The sequence below is a fragment of the Micromonospora humida genome, assembly GCF_016901255.1.
Taxonomy (GTDB): Bacteria; Actinomycetota; Actinomycetes; order Mycobacteriales; family Micromonosporaceae; genus Micromonospora; species Micromonospora wenchangensis.
In genome coordinates this window covers 50,594-68,750 of sequence record NZ_JAFEUC010000014.1, presented here as the reverse complement: position 1 = coordinate 68,750, position 18,157 = coordinate 50,594, and the positions used below count along the sequence as shown (strand labels likewise).

The 18,157-nt window shown below is 73.5% G+C and carries 17 protein-coding genes; 8 read left to right on the top strand and 9 right to left on the bottom strand.

The genetic code is table 11. The annotated features are described in order from the left end of the window. The first annotated feature begins 72 nt into the window (after positions 1-72). Positions 73-762 carry a TetR/AcrR family transcriptional regulator gene (locus tag JQX11_RS25005; RefSeq protein WP_204927399.1) on the top strand — a complete coding sequence of 230 codons (690 nt, stop codon included), beginning with the start codon at positions 73-75 and terminating at the stop codon, positions 760-762. Between the two features lie 8 nt (positions 763-770). Here the strand turns inward: JQX11_RS25005 and JQX11_RS25000 are convergent, their stop codons facing one another. From JQX11_RS25000 to JQX11_RS24970, 7 genes are all read right to left on the bottom strand, one after another. Next, positions 771-1,232: a DUF4383 domain-containing protein gene (locus JQX11_RS25000; RefSeq protein ID WP_204927398.1), complete on the bottom strand. Its 462-nt coding sequence runs from the start codon at positions 1,230-1,232 to the stop codon at positions 771-773. 110 nt (positions 1,233-1,342) lie between these two features. Next, the gene (locus JQX11_RS24995; RefSeq protein ID WP_204927397.1) at positions 1,343-1,798 is read right to left on the bottom strand and encodes a DUF4383 domain-containing protein; all 456 of its coding nucleotides are present in this window, start codon (positions 1,796-1,798) and stop codon (positions 1,343-1,345) included. Positions 1,799-1,888: 90 nt separating this feature from the next. Continuing rightward, a complete protein-coding gene (locus JQX11_RS24990) occupies positions 1,889-3,691 on the bottom strand; it encodes an ABC-F family ATP-binding cassette domain-containing protein (RefSeq protein WP_204927396.1) in 1,803 nt (600 codons plus the stop codon). A gap of 236 nt (positions 3,692-3,927) precedes the next feature. After that, complete coding sequence (locus JQX11_RS24985; RefSeq protein WP_204927395.1) at positions 3,928-4,881, bottom strand: 4-(cytidine 5'-diphospho)-2-C-methyl-D-erythritol kinase; 954 nt, start codon at positions 4,879-4,881, stop codon at positions 3,928-3,930. After that, the gene (locus tag JQX11_RS24980; protein ID WP_204927394.1) at positions 4,878-5,018 is read right to left on the bottom strand and encodes a hypothetical protein; all 141 of its coding nucleotides are present in this window, start codon (positions 5,016-5,018) and stop codon (positions 4,878-4,880) included. Before JQX11_RS24980 ends, JQX11_RS24985 begins: the two co-directional genes overlap by 4 nt. A 9-nt stretch (positions 5,019-5,027) precedes the next feature. Continuing rightward, on the bottom strand, positions 5,028-5,897 hold the full coding sequence (rsmA, locus tag JQX11_RS24975) for a 16S rRNA (adenine(1518)-N(6)/adenine(1519)-N(6))-dimethyltransferase RsmA (protein ID WP_204927393.1): 870 nt from the start codon (positions 5,895-5,897) through the stop codon (positions 5,028-5,030). A 32-nt stretch (positions 5,898-5,929) separates the two neighbouring features. Further along, complete coding sequence (locus JQX11_RS24970; protein ID WP_204927392.1) at positions 5,930-6,829, bottom strand: TatD family hydrolase; 900 nt, start codon at positions 6,827-6,829, stop codon at positions 5,930-5,932. 107 nt (positions 6,830-6,936) lie between these two features. On the opposite strand from JQX11_RS24970, the gene JQX11_RS24965 reads away from it, so the two are divergent. Both JQX11_RS24965 and JQX11_RS24960 read left to right on the top strand, forming a co-directional pair. Then, on the top strand, positions 6,937-8,181 hold the full coding sequence (locus tag JQX11_RS24965; protein WP_204927391.1) for a hypothetical protein: 1,245 nt from the start codon (positions 6,937-6,939) through the stop codon (positions 8,179-8,181). A gap of 65 nt (positions 8,182-8,246) precedes the next feature. Continuing rightward, on the top strand, positions 8,247-9,098 hold the full coding sequence (locus tag JQX11_RS24960; RefSeq protein WP_204927390.1) for an alpha/beta fold hydrolase: 852 nt from the start codon (positions 8,247-8,249) through the stop codon (positions 9,096-9,098). A gap of 63 nt (positions 9,099-9,161) precedes the next feature. Here JQX11_RS24960 and metG read toward each other — a convergent pair whose 3' ends face one another. Continuing rightward, complete coding sequence (gene metG, locus JQX11_RS24955; protein ID WP_204927389.1) at positions 9,162-10,964, bottom strand: methionine--tRNA ligase; 1,803 nt, start codon at positions 10,962-10,964, stop codon at positions 9,162-9,164. 143 nt (positions 10,965-11,107) lie between these two features. Here metG and JQX11_RS24950 point away from each other — a divergent pair, with 143 nt between their 5' ends. Next, positions 11,108-11,971 carry a hypothetical protein gene (locus tag JQX11_RS24950; RefSeq protein ID WP_372444634.1) on the top strand — a complete coding sequence of 288 codons (864 nt, stop codon included), beginning with the start codon at positions 11,108-11,110 and terminating at the stop codon, positions 11,969-11,971. Between the two features lie 13 nt (positions 11,972-11,984). Here JQX11_RS24950 and rsmI read toward each other — a convergent pair whose 3' ends face one another. Beyond that, positions 11,985-12,824, bottom strand: a complete 840-nt coding sequence (rsmI, locus tag JQX11_RS24945) for a 16S rRNA (cytidine(1402)-2'-O)-methyltransferase (RefSeq protein ID WP_232378527.1) — start codon at positions 12,822-12,824, stop codon at positions 11,985-11,987. A 92-nt stretch (positions 12,825-12,916) separates the two neighbouring features. On the opposite strand from rsmI, the gene JQX11_RS24940 reads away from it, so the two are divergent. The 4 genes from JQX11_RS24940 to JQX11_RS24925 all read left to right on the top strand — a co-directional run bounded on the left by JQX11_RS24940 (position 12,917) and on the right by JQX11_RS24925 (position 18,157). Beyond that, the gene (locus tag JQX11_RS24940; RefSeq protein WP_204927387.1) at positions 12,917-14,698 is read left to right on the top strand and encodes a dolichyl-phosphate-mannose--protein mannosyltransferase; all 1,782 of its coding nucleotides are present in this window, start codon (positions 12,917-12,919) and stop codon (positions 14,696-14,698) included. A gap of 575 nt (positions 14,699-15,273) precedes the next feature. Continuing rightward, positions 15,274-16,554, top strand: a complete 1,281-nt coding sequence (locus JQX11_RS24935; protein ID WP_204927386.1) for a VWA domain-containing protein — start codon at positions 15,274-15,276, stop codon at positions 16,552-16,554. Further along, positions 16,554-17,333: a peptidase gene (locus JQX11_RS24930; protein ID WP_204927526.1), complete on the top strand. Its 780-nt coding sequence runs from the start codon at positions 16,554-16,556 to the stop codon at positions 17,331-17,333. Before JQX11_RS24935 ends, JQX11_RS24930 begins: the two co-directional genes overlap by 1 nt. A gap of 167 nt (positions 17,334-17,500) precedes the next feature. Next, the gene (locus tag JQX11_RS24925; RefSeq protein WP_204927385.1) at positions 17,501-18,157 is read left to right on the top strand and encodes a 4'-phosphopantetheinyl transferase family protein; all 657 of its coding nucleotides are present in this window, start codon (positions 17,501-17,503) and stop codon (positions 18,155-18,157) included.

The window sequence follows — 18,157 nt, the reverse complement described above, 5'->3', positions numbered from 1 at the left end:
GTGACCGAGACAGACGGGCACGACCGGAGCATTCCACGACAGGGCGTCACCGAGCGCCGGCGAGGTGACGAGATGGCGCAGCCCCCGACTGGGGAGAACACCGGCACACGACGGGCGGTGCCGGCGGCGGGCGCGAAGCCGGCCGCCCGGGTACGGATGTCGGCCGCGCAGCGGCGCGAGCAGTTGATCGCGATCGGCCGGCAGGTGTTCGCCGAGAAGGGCTTCGACGCGACCTCGATCGAGGAGGTGGCGGCGCGGGCGCGGGTCTCCAAGCCGGTGGTCTACGAGCACTTCGGCGGCAAGGAGGGCCTGTACGCGGTGGTCGTCGACCGGGAGGTGCGGGCCCTGCTGGATCGGATCGCCGCGGCGTTGACCGCCGGTCATCCGCGGGAGTTGCTGGAGCAGGCGGCGCTGGCGTTGCTGGGCTACATCGAGGAGGAGACCAGCGGGTTCCGGGTGCTGGTACGGGAGTCGCCGTTGATGTCGGCGGCCGGCAACTTCAGCAGCGTGATGAACGACGTGGCGCACCAGGTGGAGCACATCCTGGGTGCCGAGTTCTCCAGCCGGGGTTACGACCCGAAGCTGGCCGAGCTGTACTCCCAGGCGCTGGTGGGGATGGTGGCGTTGACCGGGCGCTGGTGGTTGGAGGTCCGCCAGCCAGGCAAGGAGACGGTGGCGGCGCACCTGGTGAACCTGGCCTGGAACGGGTTGTCGCACCTGGAGGCGGGGCCGGGCCTGACCACCGTGCGTCCGGGCGGCTGAGCGGCGGGTCAGCGGGCCGGGTGGAGCCGGTCGGCGCGTTCCTGGGCGGCGTGCTCGTCGGTGCCGATCTTGTCGTAGAGACCGGTGGCGAGGAGCAGCAGGCCGAACAGCAGCGAGACGATCACCGTCGACATCGAGAAGTTGAGGATGTTGGCTCGGGTCTGGAGCACGCTCATCATCGCGATGCCGGTGACCATGAAGACCACCCCGGCGGTGAGGTTCATGACGTGCCCGAGGTTGCCGCGCCGGGACGCCCCGATGATCAGGACGACCCCGAAGACGACCGAGACCAGCGAGAACGCCAGGTTGGTACGCAGGCCCAGGGCCCAGTGGCTGCCCCGGGCGAACAGCGGTTCACCCCAGGTCTGTACGACGCCGAACGCGCCGAAGACCAGGATGTAGAGGCCGACGAGGCCGGCGAAGACCCGGTACAGCGGGCGGGCCGGGTGGTTGACCGGAAAGTGCGCCATGGCCCCTCCTGCGCGGACGACGTGTCGGGACGATTGTCTCCCGTCCCGCCGTACGGTGTCGGAGAAACGCCAGGTCACGCCACATCCCGGCCCGCGCGCCGCGGAGCGGGTCAGAGCACGAGGCGGGCCTTCTGCCAGGCTTCCTTCTCGTCCTCGGTGCCGACCTTGCCGTACATGCCGACCATCAGCAGGACGAGGCTGAGGGTCATCAGCACGATCACCGTGAGGATGCTGAAGTTGGCGACGTTGGCGTCGGTCTGGAGGAAGGCCAGGCCGGCGAGGGTGATCACCATCAGGGTGTAGGCCAGCCACTGGTTGATCGCCACGTCGAGGTTGCGGCCGATCACCGTGCCGACCAGGATGACCACCCCGAACAGCACGGACAGCAGCGAGAACCCGAGGTTGGTGCCCTGGCCGAGGACCTTGGTGTCGTCCTGGGCGAAGATGTCGTTGCCGGCGCTGGCGATGACGCCGAGCGCGCCGAAGACCACGAGGTAGAGACCGATGAGCCCGCCGATCGCCCGGTAGACCGGCCGCGCGGGGTGGTTGACGGGGGTGTGGGCCATGACTGTGTCTCCAACGCCGTTCGAGGTGAGGGTCGCCGACGATTGTCCCGTACGGCGCGGTGTGACGCCGCACACGGGGTCGTCCCTGGTCTACAGGGGCGGGATCTCGTCGGCGAGGGTCAGCCAGGTCTCCTCGGTCCGTTCCCGTTCGGCGCGTACCTCCTTGAGCTGCGCGTCGAGGTCGGCGACCCGGGCGTAGTCGGTGGCGTGCGTGGCGAGCTGGTCGAGGAGGGTGGCCTCCTTCTGGTCGAGCTTGCCGATCTGCCGTTCCAGCCGGGTCAGCTCCTTGCGGGCCTGCCGGGCCTCGGCGGCGGACATGCCACCCGTGGCCGGGGCCTCGGGGCTTTCGGCGGGGCCGGTCGTGGTGCGGGCCGGACCCGGGCCGGCGGCGCGGGCCAGGTACTCGTCGACGCCGCCGGGCAGGTGCACCAGCCGGCCGTCGCCGAACATCCCGTACGCGGCGTCGGTGACCCGTTCGATCAGGTACCGGTCGTGGCTGGCCACGATGATCGTGCCGGGCCAGGAGTCGAGCAGGTCCTCCAGCGCGGCGAGGGTGTCGGTGTCGAGGTCGTTGGTGGGCTCGTCGAAGAGCAGCACGTTGGGTTCCCCGGCGAGCAGCCGGAGCATCTGCAGCCGGCGGCGTTCCCCACCGGAGAGGTCCCCGACCGGGGTCCAGAGCCGCCGGTCGTCGAAGCCGAACACCTCGGCGAGCTGGGCGGCGGAGATCTCCCGGTCGCCGAGCTGCACCCGCCGGGCGACCTCCTCGACGGCCTCCAGGACGCGCAGGTGGCCGGGGAGTTCGGCGAGTTCCTGGGAGAGGAACGCCGGTTTGACGGTGGAGCCGGTGTGGAACCGGCCGCCGTCGGCGCGGGTGATGCCGGCCAGCAGCCGCAGCAGGGTGGTCTTGCCAGCGCCGTTGCGCCCGAGGATGGCGATCCGGTCGCCGGGGCCGACCTGCCAGGTGGTGTCGTGCAGGATCTCCTTGGGGCCGGCGTGCAGCCGGACGTGTTCCAGGTCGTACACCTGCTTGCCGAGCCGGGCGGTCGCCATCCGCTGCAACGACATGGTGTCGCGCGGCGGCGGCACGTCGTCGATGAGCGCGTTGGCCGCGTCGATGCGGAACTTCGGCTTGGAGGTGCGGGCGGGCGGGCCGCGCCGCAGCCAGGCGATCTCCTTGCGGAGCAGGTTCTGCCGGCGGGCCTCGGTGGCGGCGGCGACCCGTTCCCGTTCGGCGCGGGCCAGCGTCCAGGCGGCGAAGCCGCCCTCGTAGGCCCGGACGGTCTGGTCGGCGACCTCCCAGGTGGTGGTGCAGACCGCGTCGAGGAACCACCTGTCGTGGGTGACCACGACGAGCGCGCCCCGGCGGCCGACGAGGTGCCGGGCGAGCCAGTCGACGCCGCCGACGTCGAGGTGGTTGGTGGGTTCGTCGAGGATGAGCAGGTCGGATTCGCGGACCAGCAGGGCGGCCAGCGCCACCCGGCGGCGCTCGCCACCGGACATCGGGCCGACCGGCTGGTCGAGGCCGAGGTGGGGCATGCCGAGGCCGTCGAGGATGGCGCGGACCCCGGCGTCGCCGGCCCACTCGTGTTCGGCGCCCATCCCCTCGGCGAGCCAGGCGGTGCCGAGCACCACGTCCCGCACGGTGGCCTCGGGGGTCAGGGTGAGAGCCTGCGGCAGCCAGAGCACCCGCAGGTCGCGGCGGTGGGTGACCCGGCCGTCGTCGGGGTCCTCCTGTTTGGTGAGCATCCGCAGCAGGGTGGACTTGCCGGCGCCGTTGAGGCCGACCACGCCGATCCGGTCGGCGTCGTCGAGGCCGAGCGAGACGTCGGTGAGCAGCGGCCCGGCGGCGCCGTACCCCTTGGACACCCGGTCCAGGTTGACGATGTTGGCCACGGTCCCACCTTTCATGATCAAGGCGTCCCGGTGCCGGCGGGCACCTCGGGACGCCTGGGGCAAGGGTACGCGGACATCCGCGCCGCCCCACCCGCCCGTGCCGCAACCGGGGCCGGGCCGCCCCGGACAGCAGGTCGAGACGGGTTGATCAACTCATCGGGGCCGATGTTGCGGGTTCCCGGTCGCCGGATACCGCAACCCCGGCCCACGGGAGTCGATCTCCACCCGGGGACAGCTCAGCCGACGCGGGCCCCGGGCACCGGGCCGTGGGCGACCCGGGTCTCCCGGCACACCCCGGCCTCCGCCACCTCGGTGGCGATCCGCTGCGCGTCGGCGGCGTCGCGGGCGAGGAAGACGCAGGTCGGGCCGGAGCCGGAGACGATCCCGGCGAGCGCGCCGGCGGCCTCCCCGGCCTTCAACGTGTCGGCCAGGGCCGGGCGCATCGACAGGGCGGCGTCCTGCAGGTCGTTGCCGAGGCAGCCGGCGAGCACCCGGGGGTCACGTTGGCGCAGCGCGCCGAGCAGGCCGTCGGTGCTGCCCAGCGGCGTACCGGCGGTACCGGCGGCACGCAGCCGGTCGAGTTCCCGGTAGGCGGCGGGGGTGGACAGGCCGCCGTCGGCGACGGCCACCACCCAGTGCCAGGAGGTGGGGCGGGCCAGCACCGGGCTGACCGCCTCGCCCCGGCCGGTGCCCAGCGCGGTGCCGCCGTGGATCAGGAACGGCACGTCGGAACCGAGGTCGGCGGCGATCCCGGCCAGCTCGTCGCGGGACAACCCGGTGCCCCACAGGGCGTCACAGGCGACCAGCGCGGCGGCGGCGTCGGCGCTGCCCCCGGCCAGCCCACCGGCGAGCGGGATCTGCTTGCGCAGGTGCAGCCGGGCGTGCGGCAGCACCCCGGCGTAGCCGGCGAGCGCGTGGGCGGCACGGATGGCCAGGTTGGAGTCGTCCAGGGCCAGTTCGCCGGCGCCCTCGCCCTCCATGGTCAGGGTGAGGGTGTCACCCCGGCGGGCGGTCAACTCGTCGTAGATCGAGATCGCATGGTAGACGGTGTTCAGCTCGTGGTAACCGTCCCGGCGCAGCGGGCCCACCCCGAGGTGCAGGTTGACCTTCGCTGGGACCCGGACCCGTACCGGGCCGCTGCTGCCCCGACGCTGGTCGTCATCGTCGTCCGGTCGCCAGGCCTCGGTCACCGGGTGACGTCCCACCGGCACGGGCGGATGTCGAACGGCATCTCCACGATCAGCTCCTCGGCGGCGTCGGCGGCCGGCGGCGTACCGGCCGGCAACCAGGTCGTACGCGCAGGTGCGGCGTGTTCCTCGGCGGGCACGGCGTCAGCCTACTGTGCGACCGGCGCGACGGTCGGAGCCGACGCGGCGATCGCGGCGAACTGCTCCACGGTGAGTGACTCCCCGCGTGCGCCGGGGTCGACCCCGGCGGCGGTGAGCGCCGCGGCGGCCCGGTCGGGGCCACCCGCCCAGCCCGCCAGCGCGGCCCGCAACGTCTTGCGGCGCTGGGCGAACGCGGCGTCGACCACGGCGAAGACGGCCTGCCGGGGCACGTCGTCGCGGGGTGGTTCGCGGCGGGTGAAGGCGACCAGTCCGGAGTCGACGTTCGGCACCGGCCAGAACACGTTCGGTGGCACCCGACCGGCGGCGCGGGATCGGGCGTACCAGGCGAGCTTGACCGACGGGATGCCGTACACCTTGGAGCCGGGGCCGGCGACCAGCCGGTCGGCGACCTCCTTCTGCACCATCACCAGGCCGTGCCGCAGGGTGGGCAGCTCGGCGAGCAGGTGCAGCACCACCGGGACGGCCACGTTGTAGGGCAGGTTCGCCACCAGCGCGGTGGGCGGCGGGTCGGCCAGGGCGGCGGCGGTGATCCGCAACGCGTCGGCCCGGTGCACGGTGAGCCGGGCGGCGTCCGGGCCGGCGTGGGTGGCGGCGGTCTGCGGCAGCGCGCCGGCCAGCACCGGGTCGATCTCCACCGCGTGCAGGTGCGCGGCGGCCGGCAGCAGGGCCAGGGTGAGCGAGCCGAGGCCGGGGCCGACCTCCAACGCCACGTCGTCCCCGGTGAGCCCGGCCGCGGTGACGATCCGGCGGACGGTGTTCGGGTCGTGCACGAAGTTCTGGCCGAGCTTCTTGGTCGGGTTGACGCCGAGGCGCGCGGCGAGTTCCCGGATCTCCGCCGGGCCGAGCAGGCCGGTCACGCCCCGAAGCGTAGTCGCGGGTCGCGGGTCGGTCACCACGGCCCGAAGACCCGGTCGCCGGTGGCGGAGATGGCGGCGCACAGCTCGTCGAGGTCGGCCCCGGTGGTCTCGGCCAGCGACCGGACCGTCAGCGGGATCAGGTACGACGCGTTGGGCCGGCCCCGGTGCGGCATCGGGGTCAGGTAGGGCGCGTCGGTCTCGACGAGGATCTGGTCGATCGGGGTGAGCGCGGCGGCCTCGCGCAGCGAGGCGGCGCTGCCGAAGGTGACGGTGCCGGCGAAGCTGAGCAGGTGACCCCGGCGGACGCACTCGCGGGCGAAGTCGGCGTCGCCGGAGAAGCAGTGCAGCACCACCGTGTCCGGGGCGCCCTCGTCGTCGAGGATGCGCAGCACGTCGGCGTGGGCGTCCCGGTCGTGGATGACCAGGGCCTTGCCGTACCGCTTGGCGATGGCGATGTGCGCCCGGAAGCTCTCCTCCTGGGCGGCCCGGCCGTCGTCGCCGGTGCGGAAGAAGTCCATCCCGGTCTCGCCGACGCCCCGGACCCGGTCGCGGGCGGCCAGCGTCTCGATCTCGCGCAGCGCGGCGTCCAGGTCGGCCAGCCGGGGTGCCTCGTTGGGGTGCAGCGCCACGGTGGCGAGCACCGCCGGGTACCGGTCGGCGACGTCGGCCCCCCAGCGGGACGAGCCGACGTCCACGCCGACCTGCACGAGCCGGTCCACGCCGACGGCGGCGGCCACCTCGATCGCGGCGGCCACCGGGTCGACGGCGTCGCCCCCGCCGGGCACGCCGGCCTCGCTGACGGTGATGTCGAGGTGGGTGTGGCTGTCCAGCACGGGGCGGGGCAGCGGCGGCGGGGCGGGCGGGAACTCACCGGCCCGGCGGGCGGCACGCTGCTTGCGGGATTCGGTCCGTTCGGTCATCGCGGCCAGCATCACACACCGGGGGCGGCCGGGGGCACCGACCCGTGCGGGGTGGGGTGTTCCCGGGCGGCCACCGGACGTTCACCGGGGTGGAACCTGGCCGGCCTAGCCTCGCCGGGATGAGCGTCACCGATCGGGCCAGCGGCGCGGCCTCCGGGCGGACCGCGTTGCGCGTGACGTACGGCGGGGTGGTCCACCCGGCGGAGGAGCTGGCCCGGGGCGCGGCCTACGAACTGTTCAGCGCCGAGGCGGCACCCGGTTTCGAGTGGGCGCCCCGGCCGGGCGTGAGCTGGCCGTGGCGGCGGTTCGTGCACGTGACCGAGGTCACCGAGGTGAGCGGGGGCGGGCTACCGGTCGAGGAGCCGGAGGCGGCACTGCTGATGCCGGTGCACCGCGACCGGGGCTGGTCGTACGTGCACCAGCTCAGCCAGCAGCCCACGGCGGCCGGCGATCCGACGCTGGCCGCGGTGCGCGCCTCGGCGGTGCTGCGGCGCGGCACCCGGATGGTCAAGGTGCTCTCCGCCCGGCAGCTCGCCGGGTACGTGCGGGGGTGGTTGCCGCACGGGTTCTGCTACCGCGAGCACGACGTGGCGCACCTGCGCACCCCGGCCGCGCTGGCGGTGCTGCGCGGCGACGGCACCAGTGGCGACGGCACCGACGTCGGGTACGCGCTGCGCTGGCGGGTCGCCGACCCGGGCGACTACGACGTGCCGGTCGGCGGGACGCACCGGGGCCTGCTGGAGCTGCCGCCCCGGGACCGGCTCGGCCCGCCGGTGCTGGGTACCGGGTTCGTGCCGAGTTCGGCGCAGTTGATCCCGGAGTTCGTCACCCGGGACTTCGCCGACCTGCCGATGCCCGCCAACGCCAGCCTGCTGGCGTACACCGCCGACGGGGCCGAGGTGGTGCTCTACAGCTACCAGGCGGAGCAGCGGGGCTGGTTGCGGATGGTGGGGCCGCAGTGGCGGCACCTGCTGGCGGCGGTGCCGGGGCTCTCACCCGACCAGGAGTACGTGCCGACCGGCGAGGTGCCGCGGTCGACGCAGCTGGTCGGCGGGTTGGCCGGCGGGGAGTACGAGGCGGTGGCGGACCTGCCGGGCGGGTTCCGGGTGCTGGCGATGACCCGGGCGGCCCGCTATCCGGTGGAGTCGGTCGGCCGGCGGCTGCGCCACGCCCGGTGGCGGGGCGTGGCGTGCCTGGTGCTCCGGGAGGAGGCCGGCTGGCTGCGGTTGCGCCTGCGGCAGCCCGATCCGGACGGGGTGCTCGACACCGGGGCACAGTGCCACGAACGGGGCGTGTACGAGACGTGGGCGCCGGTCGCCGAGGTGACCGACGACCGGGTGGTGGACCTGCCGTACGCGCTGTGAAGGCATGACGGGAGCCTGCCGGGGAAAGCGCGACGGGTCCGACACCGACGGATCAGGAGAAGAGCATGCCCTTCATCACCGTGGGTACGGAGAACTCCGCCCCGATCGACCTGTACTACGAGGATCACGGGCAGGGTCAGCCGATCGTGCTGATCCACGGCTTCCCGTTCAACGGGGCGACCTGGGAGAAGATGTCGGGTCCGCTGCTCGCGGCCGGGTACCGGGTGATCACCTACGACCGGCGGGGCTTCGGCAGTTCGGCCCAGCCGGCCATGGGCTACGACTACGACACCTTCGCCGCCGACCTCGACGTGCTGATGACCGAGTTGGACCTGCGTAACGCGATCCTGGTGGGCCACTCGATGGGCACCGGTGAGGTGACCCGCTACCTCGGCACGTACGGGTCGAGCCGGGTGGACCGGGCGGTGCTGATGGCGCCGCTGGCGCCGTACCTGTTGCAGACCAAGGACAACCCGGAGGGCGTCGAGAAGAGCCTCTTCGACGGGTTCCAGCAGGCGATCCTCGCGGACCGGTTCGCCTACCTGACCCAGTTCTGCGACGCGTTCTTCAACTACAGCGAGAACAGGGGCAGGTGGGTCAGCGAGGAGGCGTACCGGGCGCACTGGCAGATCGGCGCGCAGGCGTCGGCGAAGGGCACCCACGACTCGGTGGACGCCTGGCAGACCGACTTCCGGGGCGACGTGCCGAACATGGACGTCCCGGTGCTGATCATCCAGGGCGACAAGGACAACGTGCTGCCGTTTGCGAAGACGGGTCAGCGGTTGGCGTCGATGCTGCCCAACGGCACGCTGGTCACCCTGAAGGGGGCGCCGCACGGTATCCCGTGGACGCACCCGACCGAGGTGAACCGGGCGCTGATGGAGTTCATCGGCGCGCCGGCGATGGCCCGCGCCTGACGTACCGCGCACTGCGGCCCCGGGGGGGTTCCCCCGGGGCCGCCCCCGTCGGGTGCCGGGCGGTCAGCTCTCCAGCCGGGCGAGTTCCTCGTCGACGATCGACGGGTCGAGCTTGCGGAAGACCGGTTTCGGCGCGGCGAGTGGCCGGTCGGCCGGCAACGGTACGGACTCCCAGCGCGCGCCGACGGTGTAGTCCCCGGTGAGCACCGGGTAGCCGGGCCCACCGTCGAGGTCGTCGACCTCCTTGAGGACCGGCATCGGGGCGTGCACGCCGGTGCCGCCGAGCAGTTCGTGGATCTTTTGCGCGGAGTGCGGCAGGAACGGGGTGAGCAGCGTGTTGGCGTCGCTGACCACCTGGAGGGCGACGTGCAGGATGGTGCCCATCCGGGGCTTGTCGGCCTCGGTCTTGAGCTTCCACGGGGCCTGCTCGGACAGGTAGCGGTTGGCCTCGGCGACGACCTTCATGGCCTCGCCGATGGCCTGCTTCTGCCGGTGCCGGGCGATCAGGTCACCCACCGTGGCGAAACCGGCGCGGGCCACCGCGAGCAGCGCCTCGTCGGCTTCGGTGAGCCCGGCCGGGTCGACCGGCGGGATCGCGCCGAAGTTCTTCGCCGCCATGGAGACCGACCGGTTGACCAGGTTGCCCCAGCCGGCGACGAGTTCGTCGTTGTTGCGGCGGAGGAACTCGGCCCAGGTGAAGTCGGTGTCGTTGCTCTCCGGGCCGGCGACGGCGATGAAGTAGCGCAGCGCGTCGGCGTCGTAGCGTTCCAGGAAGTCCCGGACGTAGATGACCACCTTGCGGGAGGAGGAGAACTTGCGTCCTTCCATGGTCAGGTATTCGCTGGAGACGACCTCGGTGGGCAGGTTGAGCCGGCCGAGGTCGCCGGGCTGGCCGTCGCGGCTGCCCGCCCCGGAGTAGCCGCCGAGCAGGGCCGGCCAGATCACCGAGTGGAAGACGATGTTGTCCTTGCCCATGAAGTAGTAGCCCGGGGAGTCCTTGCCCTCCCCGTCGGCCGACCACCACCTGCGCCACGCGTCCGGGTCGCCGGTGCGCCGGGCCCACTCGATGGACGCGGAGAGGTAGCCGATCACCGCGTCGAACCAGACGTAGATCCGCTTGTCGCCGCGCTCCTGCCAGCCCTCCAGGGGGATCGGCACACCCCATTCGAGGTCCCGGGTGATGGCCCGGGGCTGGAGGTCGTCGAGCAGGTTGCGGGAGAAGCGCAGCACGTTGGGCCGCCACCCCTCCCGGGTGTCCAGCCACTGGCGTAGCGCGTCGGCGAGGGCGGGCAGGTCGAGGAAGAAGTGCTCGGTCTCGACGAACTCCGGCGTCTCGCCGTTGATCTTGGACTTGGGGTTGATCAGGTCGATCGGGTCGAGCTGGTTGCCGCAGTTGTCGCACTGGTCGCCGCGGGCGCTGTCGTAGCCGCAGATCGGGCAGGTGCCCTCGATGTAGCGATCGGGCAGGGTCCGCCCGGTGGACGGGGAGATCGCCCCGGTGGTGACCTTGGGGACGATGTAGCCGTTGCGGTGCAGCCCGGTGAACAGCTCCTGCACCACCGCGTAGTGGTTGCGGGTGGTGGTGCGGGTGAACAGGTCGTACGACAGGCCCAGCGCCAGCAGATCCTCGGCGATCACCCGGTTGTACCGGTCGGCCAGCTCGCGCGGGGTGACCCCCTCGGCGTCGGCCTGCACCTGGATCGGGGTGCCGTGCTCGTCGGTGCCCGAGACCATGAGCACGTCGTGACCGGCCATCCGCATGTACCGGGCGAAGACGTCGGAGGGTACGCCGAAGCCGGACACGTGGCCGATGTGGCGCGGACCGTTGGCGTAGGGCCAGGCGACCGCGGCGAGAACGTGACTCATGACCAGCAAGCCTAGTGACCCGGGTCGACGGCCGGCGAACCAATAGGGTCACCGCGCCACGCCGACGTCGAATCGCCGTCGCCGGGAATTGCCCACCGACACGCGGAGTCAGCTCACGGACACCGACCGCCACCCGGTGTCCAATGGCTGACGTGACGGGCAGACGATCGGGGCACGACGAGTCGACGGCGGGCACCCGGCGACCACGCCCCGGCCCCGGGGACGCTCCGCCGGCACGCGGCTCGGCCGTCGCGCCGCAGCCGCGCCCCGGCCCCGGCCCGGACGACGCGGCCGTGGAGGTCGAGCCGACCACGGGCGCGCCGGTCGACGCGGTGCCCCGGCGGGTGCCGGTCCGCCAGCCACGGGCCCTCCGGCGGGCCGGGGAGAAGCCGGACGACGACGGGTTCTTCTGGGCACCGATCGAACAGGTGCACTGGGACGGCACCCCGCTGCGCAAGGAACCGAAGCAGCGGCTGCGGACCCCGCGCCGACGTCGCCCCGCCCGTACCCCCGCCCCGCCGGACCCGATCCGGGGGCTCGCCGTGCTGCTGGCGTTGAGCCTGGTCGCGGCGTTCTTCGCCTGGGTGAGCGCGGGGCCGCTCTGGCTGGCCGTCGGGCACTCCACGGCCGGGACGGCGGTGGTCACCGACTGCTCGGGCGGTGGGCTGACCCAGCGCTGCCGGGGCATCTTCACCGCCGACGCCGACCGGTTCCGCACCCACGGGGTACGGGTCAGCGGGGTGCCGGCCGAACGCACCGCCGCCGGCTCGACCCTGCCGGCGCGGGTGACCGGACCGGACGCGGACACCGCCTACGCCGACACCGGGGTGGGCCGGCACCTGCGCTGGCTGCTCGGCCTGCTGGCGGTGGCCGGCTGCGCGGCGGGGATCGTCAGGTGGACCGGGGCGACCCTGCTGGCCGACCCCCGGCAGCGCCGCTGGGCGACCGGCGGCGGCTACGCCGGACCGGTGCTGATCACCCTGGGGTTCCTGGTCGCCGCCTGGTGAGCGCCGGCCCGGCCTACCGGTGCACGACGGCGTAGACGTCCCGGCGGCGCAGCCCGTACCCGGTGGCGACGTCGCTGATCGCGTCCCGGCGGGACATCCCGGTGGCCTCCCGCTCGGCCACCTGGGCCCGCAGGGTGTCGTCGTCGGGGCGTTCGGCGGGGGTCTGCGACGCTCCGGCGACGACGAGGGTGATCTCGCCGCGCGGTTCCTCCCGCGCGGCCCAGTCGGCCAGCTCGCCGAGCGGCCGGCGGACGACCTCCTCGTAGGTCTTGGTCAGTTCCCGGCACAGCGCGGCCGGCCGGTCCGCGTCGAACGCGGCGGCCAGGTCGGTCAGCGCGGCGGCGATCCGGTGCGGGGCCTCGAAGAACACGAGGGTGCGGGGTTCGGTGGCGAGGGCACGCAGCCGGGCCCGCCGCCCGCCGGGCGAGCGGGGCAGGAAACCCTCGAAGCAGAACCGGTCGCAGGGCAGCCCGGACAGGGCCAGGGCGGTGGTGACGGCACTCGGGCCGGGGGCGGAGGTGACCGGCACCCCGGCGTCGAGGGCGGCGGTGACCAGCCGGTAGCCGGGGTCGGAGACGCTGGGCATGCCGCCGTCGGTGACCAGCGCGACCAGGTAACCCTCCCGGAGCACGTCGACCAGTTCCGGGGTACGCCGTTCCTCGTTGCCCTCGAAGTAGGAGACGATCCGCCCGCCGACGGTGACGTCGAGGTCGCGGGCGAGCCGGGCGAGCCGGCGGGTGTCCTCGGCGGCGACCACGTCGGCGGTGGCGAGGACGTCGCGCAGCCGGGCGGACGCGTCGGCCGGGTTGCCCAGGGGCGCGCCGAGCAGAATCAGGCGCCCAATCTCGGACATTTCACCCACGTGGCGCGCTCCTTCATCGATACTCGTACCAATCTCGGGGACGACGGGCGCCACCGGGCACCTTCGCAGCCTACGATCGCCGGGTGACGAGTGCGTCGACAGCACAGAGTGCGAGCGCGGACCGGACCGACCCGGAGGCACCCCCTCCCGAGGGTGGAGGGGGCGGCGTGCCGGCGATCGTCCGGCGACGACTCGCCACCGTCGAGTCCCGGCTCGACGTGAACTCGTGGATCGCCACCGCAGTCGTGGTGACGATCGCCGCCGTCCTGCGGCTGCTCGGGCTCAGCAGCCCCAAGGGCAAGATCTTCGACGAGATCTACTACGCCCGTGACGGCTACGGCCTGATCGACAAGGGCGTCGAGTGGAACTACAAGGACAACGGCCCGTCGTACGTGGTCCACCCGCCGCTGGGCAAGTGGCTGATCGGGCTCGGCGAGTGGGCCTTCGGCTACCAGGACGCGGAGACCAACATCTCCGTGCCGGGCCACCTGATGACCACCGCCCCGGAGTTCGGCTGGCGGATCGCCTCGGCGGTCGCCGGCATCCTCACGGTGCTGATGATCACCCGCATCGCCCGCCGGTTGTTCCGCTCCACCACACTCGGCTGCGCCGCCGGTCTGCTGCTCGCCCTGGACGGCTTCCACCTGGTGCTCTCCCGCACCGCGCTGCTCGACATCTTCCTGCCGATGTTCATCCTGGCCGCCTTCGGCGCGCTGGTGCTCGACCGGGACGCCCGCCGACGGCGCTGGGCCCGCGCGCTCGACGCCGGCCTCGACCCGACCGCAGCCGGCCGGGCCGGTCGCCCCGCCGGTGGCTGGCGGAACTGGCCCTGGTGGCGGCTGCTCGCCGGGGTGCTGCTCGGCTGCGCATGCGCGGTGAAGTGGAGCGCGATCTGGTTCGTGCCGGCCTTCGGGCTGCTGGTCCTGCTCTGGGAGGTCGGCCTGCGCCGGTCGGTCGGGGTCCGCCGGCCGTGGCGCGACGCGCTCCTGGACGAGCTGCCCTGGCTGGTGCTCGCCGGGCTGCTGGTGGTCGGCACCTACCTGGCCACCTGGTCCGGGTGGCTGCTCTCCGACCAGGGTTACTACCGGATCGCGTCCCGGTACCCGAACGTGCCGGGGCTCAGCGACACCCCCGTCATCGGCGCGCTGACCAACCTGTTCCAGTACCACAAGGCGGCGTTCGAGTTCCACACCGGCCTGGAGACCGCGCACAAGTACCAGTCGTGGCCCTGGCAGTGGTTGCTGCTCGGCCGGCCGGTGGCGTTCCACTGGTCCGGCGACGGCGCGTGCGGCGCACCCACCTGCGCGTCGGAGATCCTGCTGCTGGGCACACCGCTGCTCTGGTGGTCGTTCCTGCCGGCCCTGGCCGCCACGCTCTGGCTCGGCATCGCGCGCCGCGACTGGCGGGCCGGGGCGTTCCTGGTGGCCGTGGCCGCCGGACTGCTGCCCTGGTTCTGGTACGCCCTCGACGGCCGGACGATGTTCTCCTTCTACGCCGCCCCGGCACTGCCGTTCCTGGTGCTGAGCGTGGTGTACGTGCTCGGCGCGATCGCCACCCCCAGCGTCGGAGAACGCGCCGCCCCGGCCGGTCGGGCCGGCCCCGCACCGGACGGCACGGCACCGGACGGTAGTCCACCGGACACCGGCGAGCCGGCCGAGCCGAAGGCCGTCGTGGTCGTCGCGGAGGCCGATGCGGCGGCGGCGGAACAGCTCGCCGACCGGCGACTGGTCGGCGGGGTCATCGTCGGCGCGTACGTGCTGCTGGTGGCGCTCTGCTTCGCCTACTTCTACCCGATCTTCGTGGGCAACATCCTGCCCTACGACGACTGGTCCGCCCGGATGTGGCTGGACGGCCGCTGGATCTGACCGGCCCCGCACCCGCCGCCCGCCCCACCGTCCCTGCCGCCCGGGTTCCCAACCCCGTCGGCAGGAGCCGGTGGGGCGGACGTCTTTCCGGGCACCCCCGCCGTCGCGGCTCCCCAGTGGACGCGACGCGGGTTGCCGGCTCCGACCCGGGGCCGGGCAGGGGGAGCGGGAGCGACGCCGGCAGGGGCTCTCAGGGGCCACGCTGACGGGGGCGGGGAGCCCGACCGTGGGCGGGGGATCGACGACGCCGGGAGGTGTCCCACGCGCGTGCCGGGACAAAAGGGCGCGCCCCGATCGCCTGCCACGGGGGAAGCGGGCGATTGGGGCGCGCAAGGAGAGCTTAACCACGTTGTGCCACCGGCACAACGGGTCGACTTGGGTCAGATTTCCGACCGATGCATCGCGCGGCAAATGGTTTACATCTAGCATCTAACGGACGGTCACGACCCTCGTCCGTACGACGGGCCGGGCGGTCGACCGAACACCCGGGGTGCCGGCTGGTCGATCCCGTCGTCGAGACTCCCACCGCCGCACCCCGGTGGGGCTCCACTATGGATCTCACTACACTTCGCCCGGTGATCAACACGAGACGACGATCGACGGCCGTCCTGATCGGAGTGTTGGCGGCGACCACGCTGACCGGCCCCGCACCCGCCCGCGCCGAAGGTGAGGAGCCCACCGAGCCGCCCAAGGTCGAGCTGGTGCTCGACGTGAGCGGTTCGATGCGGGCCAACGACATCGACGGACGCAGCCGGATCTCCGTCGCCCAGCAGGCGTTCAACGAGGTGGTCGACGCGCTGCCCGAGGAGACCCAGCTCGGCATCCGGGTGCTCGGCGCGACCTACCGGGGCAAGGACAAGAAGCAGGGCTGCCTGGACACCCAGCAGATCGTGCCGGTCGGTCCGGTGGACCGGACGGCGGCCAAGGCGGCCGTGGCGACACTACGCCCGACCGGCTTCACCCCGGTCGGGCTGGCCCTGCGCTCCGCCGCCAGGGACCTCGGCACCGGTACGACCGCCCGCCGGATCGTGCTGATCACCGACGGCGAGGACACCTGCGCCCCGCCCGACCCGTGCGAGGTGGCCCGGGAACTGGCCGCGCAGGGCACCAAGCTGGTGGTCGACACGCTCGGCCTCGCCCCGGACGAGAAGGTCCGCCGGCAACTTCTCTGCATCGCCACCGCCACCGGCGGCACCTACACGGCGGCACAGAGCGCCGACGAGCTGACCGGCCGGATCAAGCAGCTCGTCGAACGGGCGAAGGACACCTACACCGCCGCCCCGACCGTCGTCACCGGGCGGGGCGAGTGCGCGGACGCGCCACTGCTCGCCCCCGGCGTCTACGCCGACCGGGAGGCGTTCTCCGAGCACCGGTGGTACCGGGTGCCCGTCCGGCCGGGCCAGGAGCTGCGCGCGTCGGTCAGCGTGGCGCTCGACCGCCCGGTGAACCCCGACCACGCCGTGCTGCTGCGGGCCACCGCCACCGACGGGCGGGAACTGGTCCGGGGCGTCGACGCCGGCAGCGGCCGTACCGACGTCGTGTCGGCGGGGCTGCGCTGGTCGCAGACGGAGGACGGGGCGTCACCGAGCCCGTCGGCGACCGACACGCCGGTGCCGGCCACCACCGTCTGCCTGGTGGTCAGCAACGCCTTCGCGCCGCGTCCGGGAACCCGGGCCGAACCCGGCATGCCGGTCGAGTTGACCATCGACGTGGTCGCCTCGTCACCCGCACCGACCGCACCGGACCTGGGGCGCGGCTGGGTGCTGCTGCTCCTGCTCACCCTGGCCGGCCTGCTCACCGGCCTGGTCGTCGGACTGCTCACCCGCTGGTGGGTGGCGACGTGGAGGACGAACTGATGCGTACCCCGATCATCCGGGGCGGCGCGGCGCTGGCCGCCGCCGGCCTGACCCTGCTCGCCGCCCCGGCCACGGCCACGGCCGCGCCCACCCCCTCCCCCGGGGCCACCCCGGTCACCCGGGCCGGGACGTCGTTCCTGACCGCCACCGGCATCACGGCCGGCCAACCGGTCCGGGTCGACGCCTCCACCGGCGACTTCCTGTACTGGTCGTTCCCCGCCTCGGCCGGGCAACGGCACGAGATCGTTGCGACGGTGTCGCTGCCCAAGGCCCGCACCGGCGCGTCCACCTGGACGGTGGAGGTGTTCGACGGGCTGCGCCGCCGGCAGGCGTGCACGGCCGGGGCGCAGACCCCGACGGTCGCCGCCTCGGCGGGCAGCGTGGCGCTGGGCTGCACGCTGCGTCAGGTGCGCTCCTGGGCGGAGCCGTGGTCGGCCGACCCGCTGCCGGGCACCTACTACGTCCGGCTGTCGGTGACCGACCTGCCCGAGGCCGACCTGGGGCAGCCGGTCGACGTCGAACTGCTGCTCGCCGCCGACGGCGAGGGTTCCCGCGACGACGGTGAGCTGAAGGCGCCGCTGGTGCCGAACACCCGGGCCGGTGCCGTGCTGACCGGCGACCCGGCGGCGGCCCCCGCCGAGGCCGACGACGACTGGTTCGACGGCGACTGGCTGCCCGCGCTCGGCTCACGCTGGGCGTGGAGCACCGTCGGTGGCGCGCTCGCCGCCGTCGCCGGGGTGGTCGGTTTCGCGCTGACCCGCCGGCCCCGTCGACCCTGACCCGCCCGGTGCCCGGTCCCGTCGGGCGTGGCCGCCGCCGCGCCGGAGGGGACCGGGCCGCCACGGGACCCTGCCGTGTCGCCCGGTTGCGGTACGTTCACCAGCCATGGCCGTTGGTCCGCGCACCGGGCGGACCGGGCGTGGTCGTACCGGAAAGGGGTGGGTTCATGCGTGACCTGCTGCCGGCGGCCGTCTCGGTGGCGGTCGCCGGGACCGCCGACTGGGTCGGTGAGCTGCTCCCGGAGGAACGGGCCGGGCTGGGCGAGCGGGCGGTGGAGCGCCGACGGCGGGACTTCACCGCCGGTCGGGTCTGTGCCCGACGGGCGATGACCGCCCTCGGCCTGGCACCCACGCCGGTCCCCTCCGCGCCGAGCCGGGCACCGGTCTGGCCGGCCGGGTTGGTCGGCACTATCACCCACACCCGGGACTACTGCGCCGCCGCGGTCGCCCGCAGCAGCGACCTGCGCGCGGTCGGCATGGACGCCGAACGGCAGCGCGACCTCGACCCGGGGGTACACCGGATGATCCTGCACCCCGAGGAGAAGGACCGGCTGGCCCGGCTCCCCGGCGGGGTGAGCTGGCCGATCGTGGTGTTCAGCGCCAAGGAGACCGTCTACAAGGTCTGGCATCCGGTGGTGGGCTCCTGGTTGGACTTCCTGGACGCCACCGTCGACCTGGACCCGGACGCGGGGGTCTTCACCGCCCGGATCGCCCCGGCCCGGGTGTCGGCGGCCACCGTGGCGGACCCGCCCACCGTGGTCACCGGCCGGTTCGCGGTCGAGGACGACCTGGTCCGCACCGCGGCCGTGCTGCACCTGCCCTGA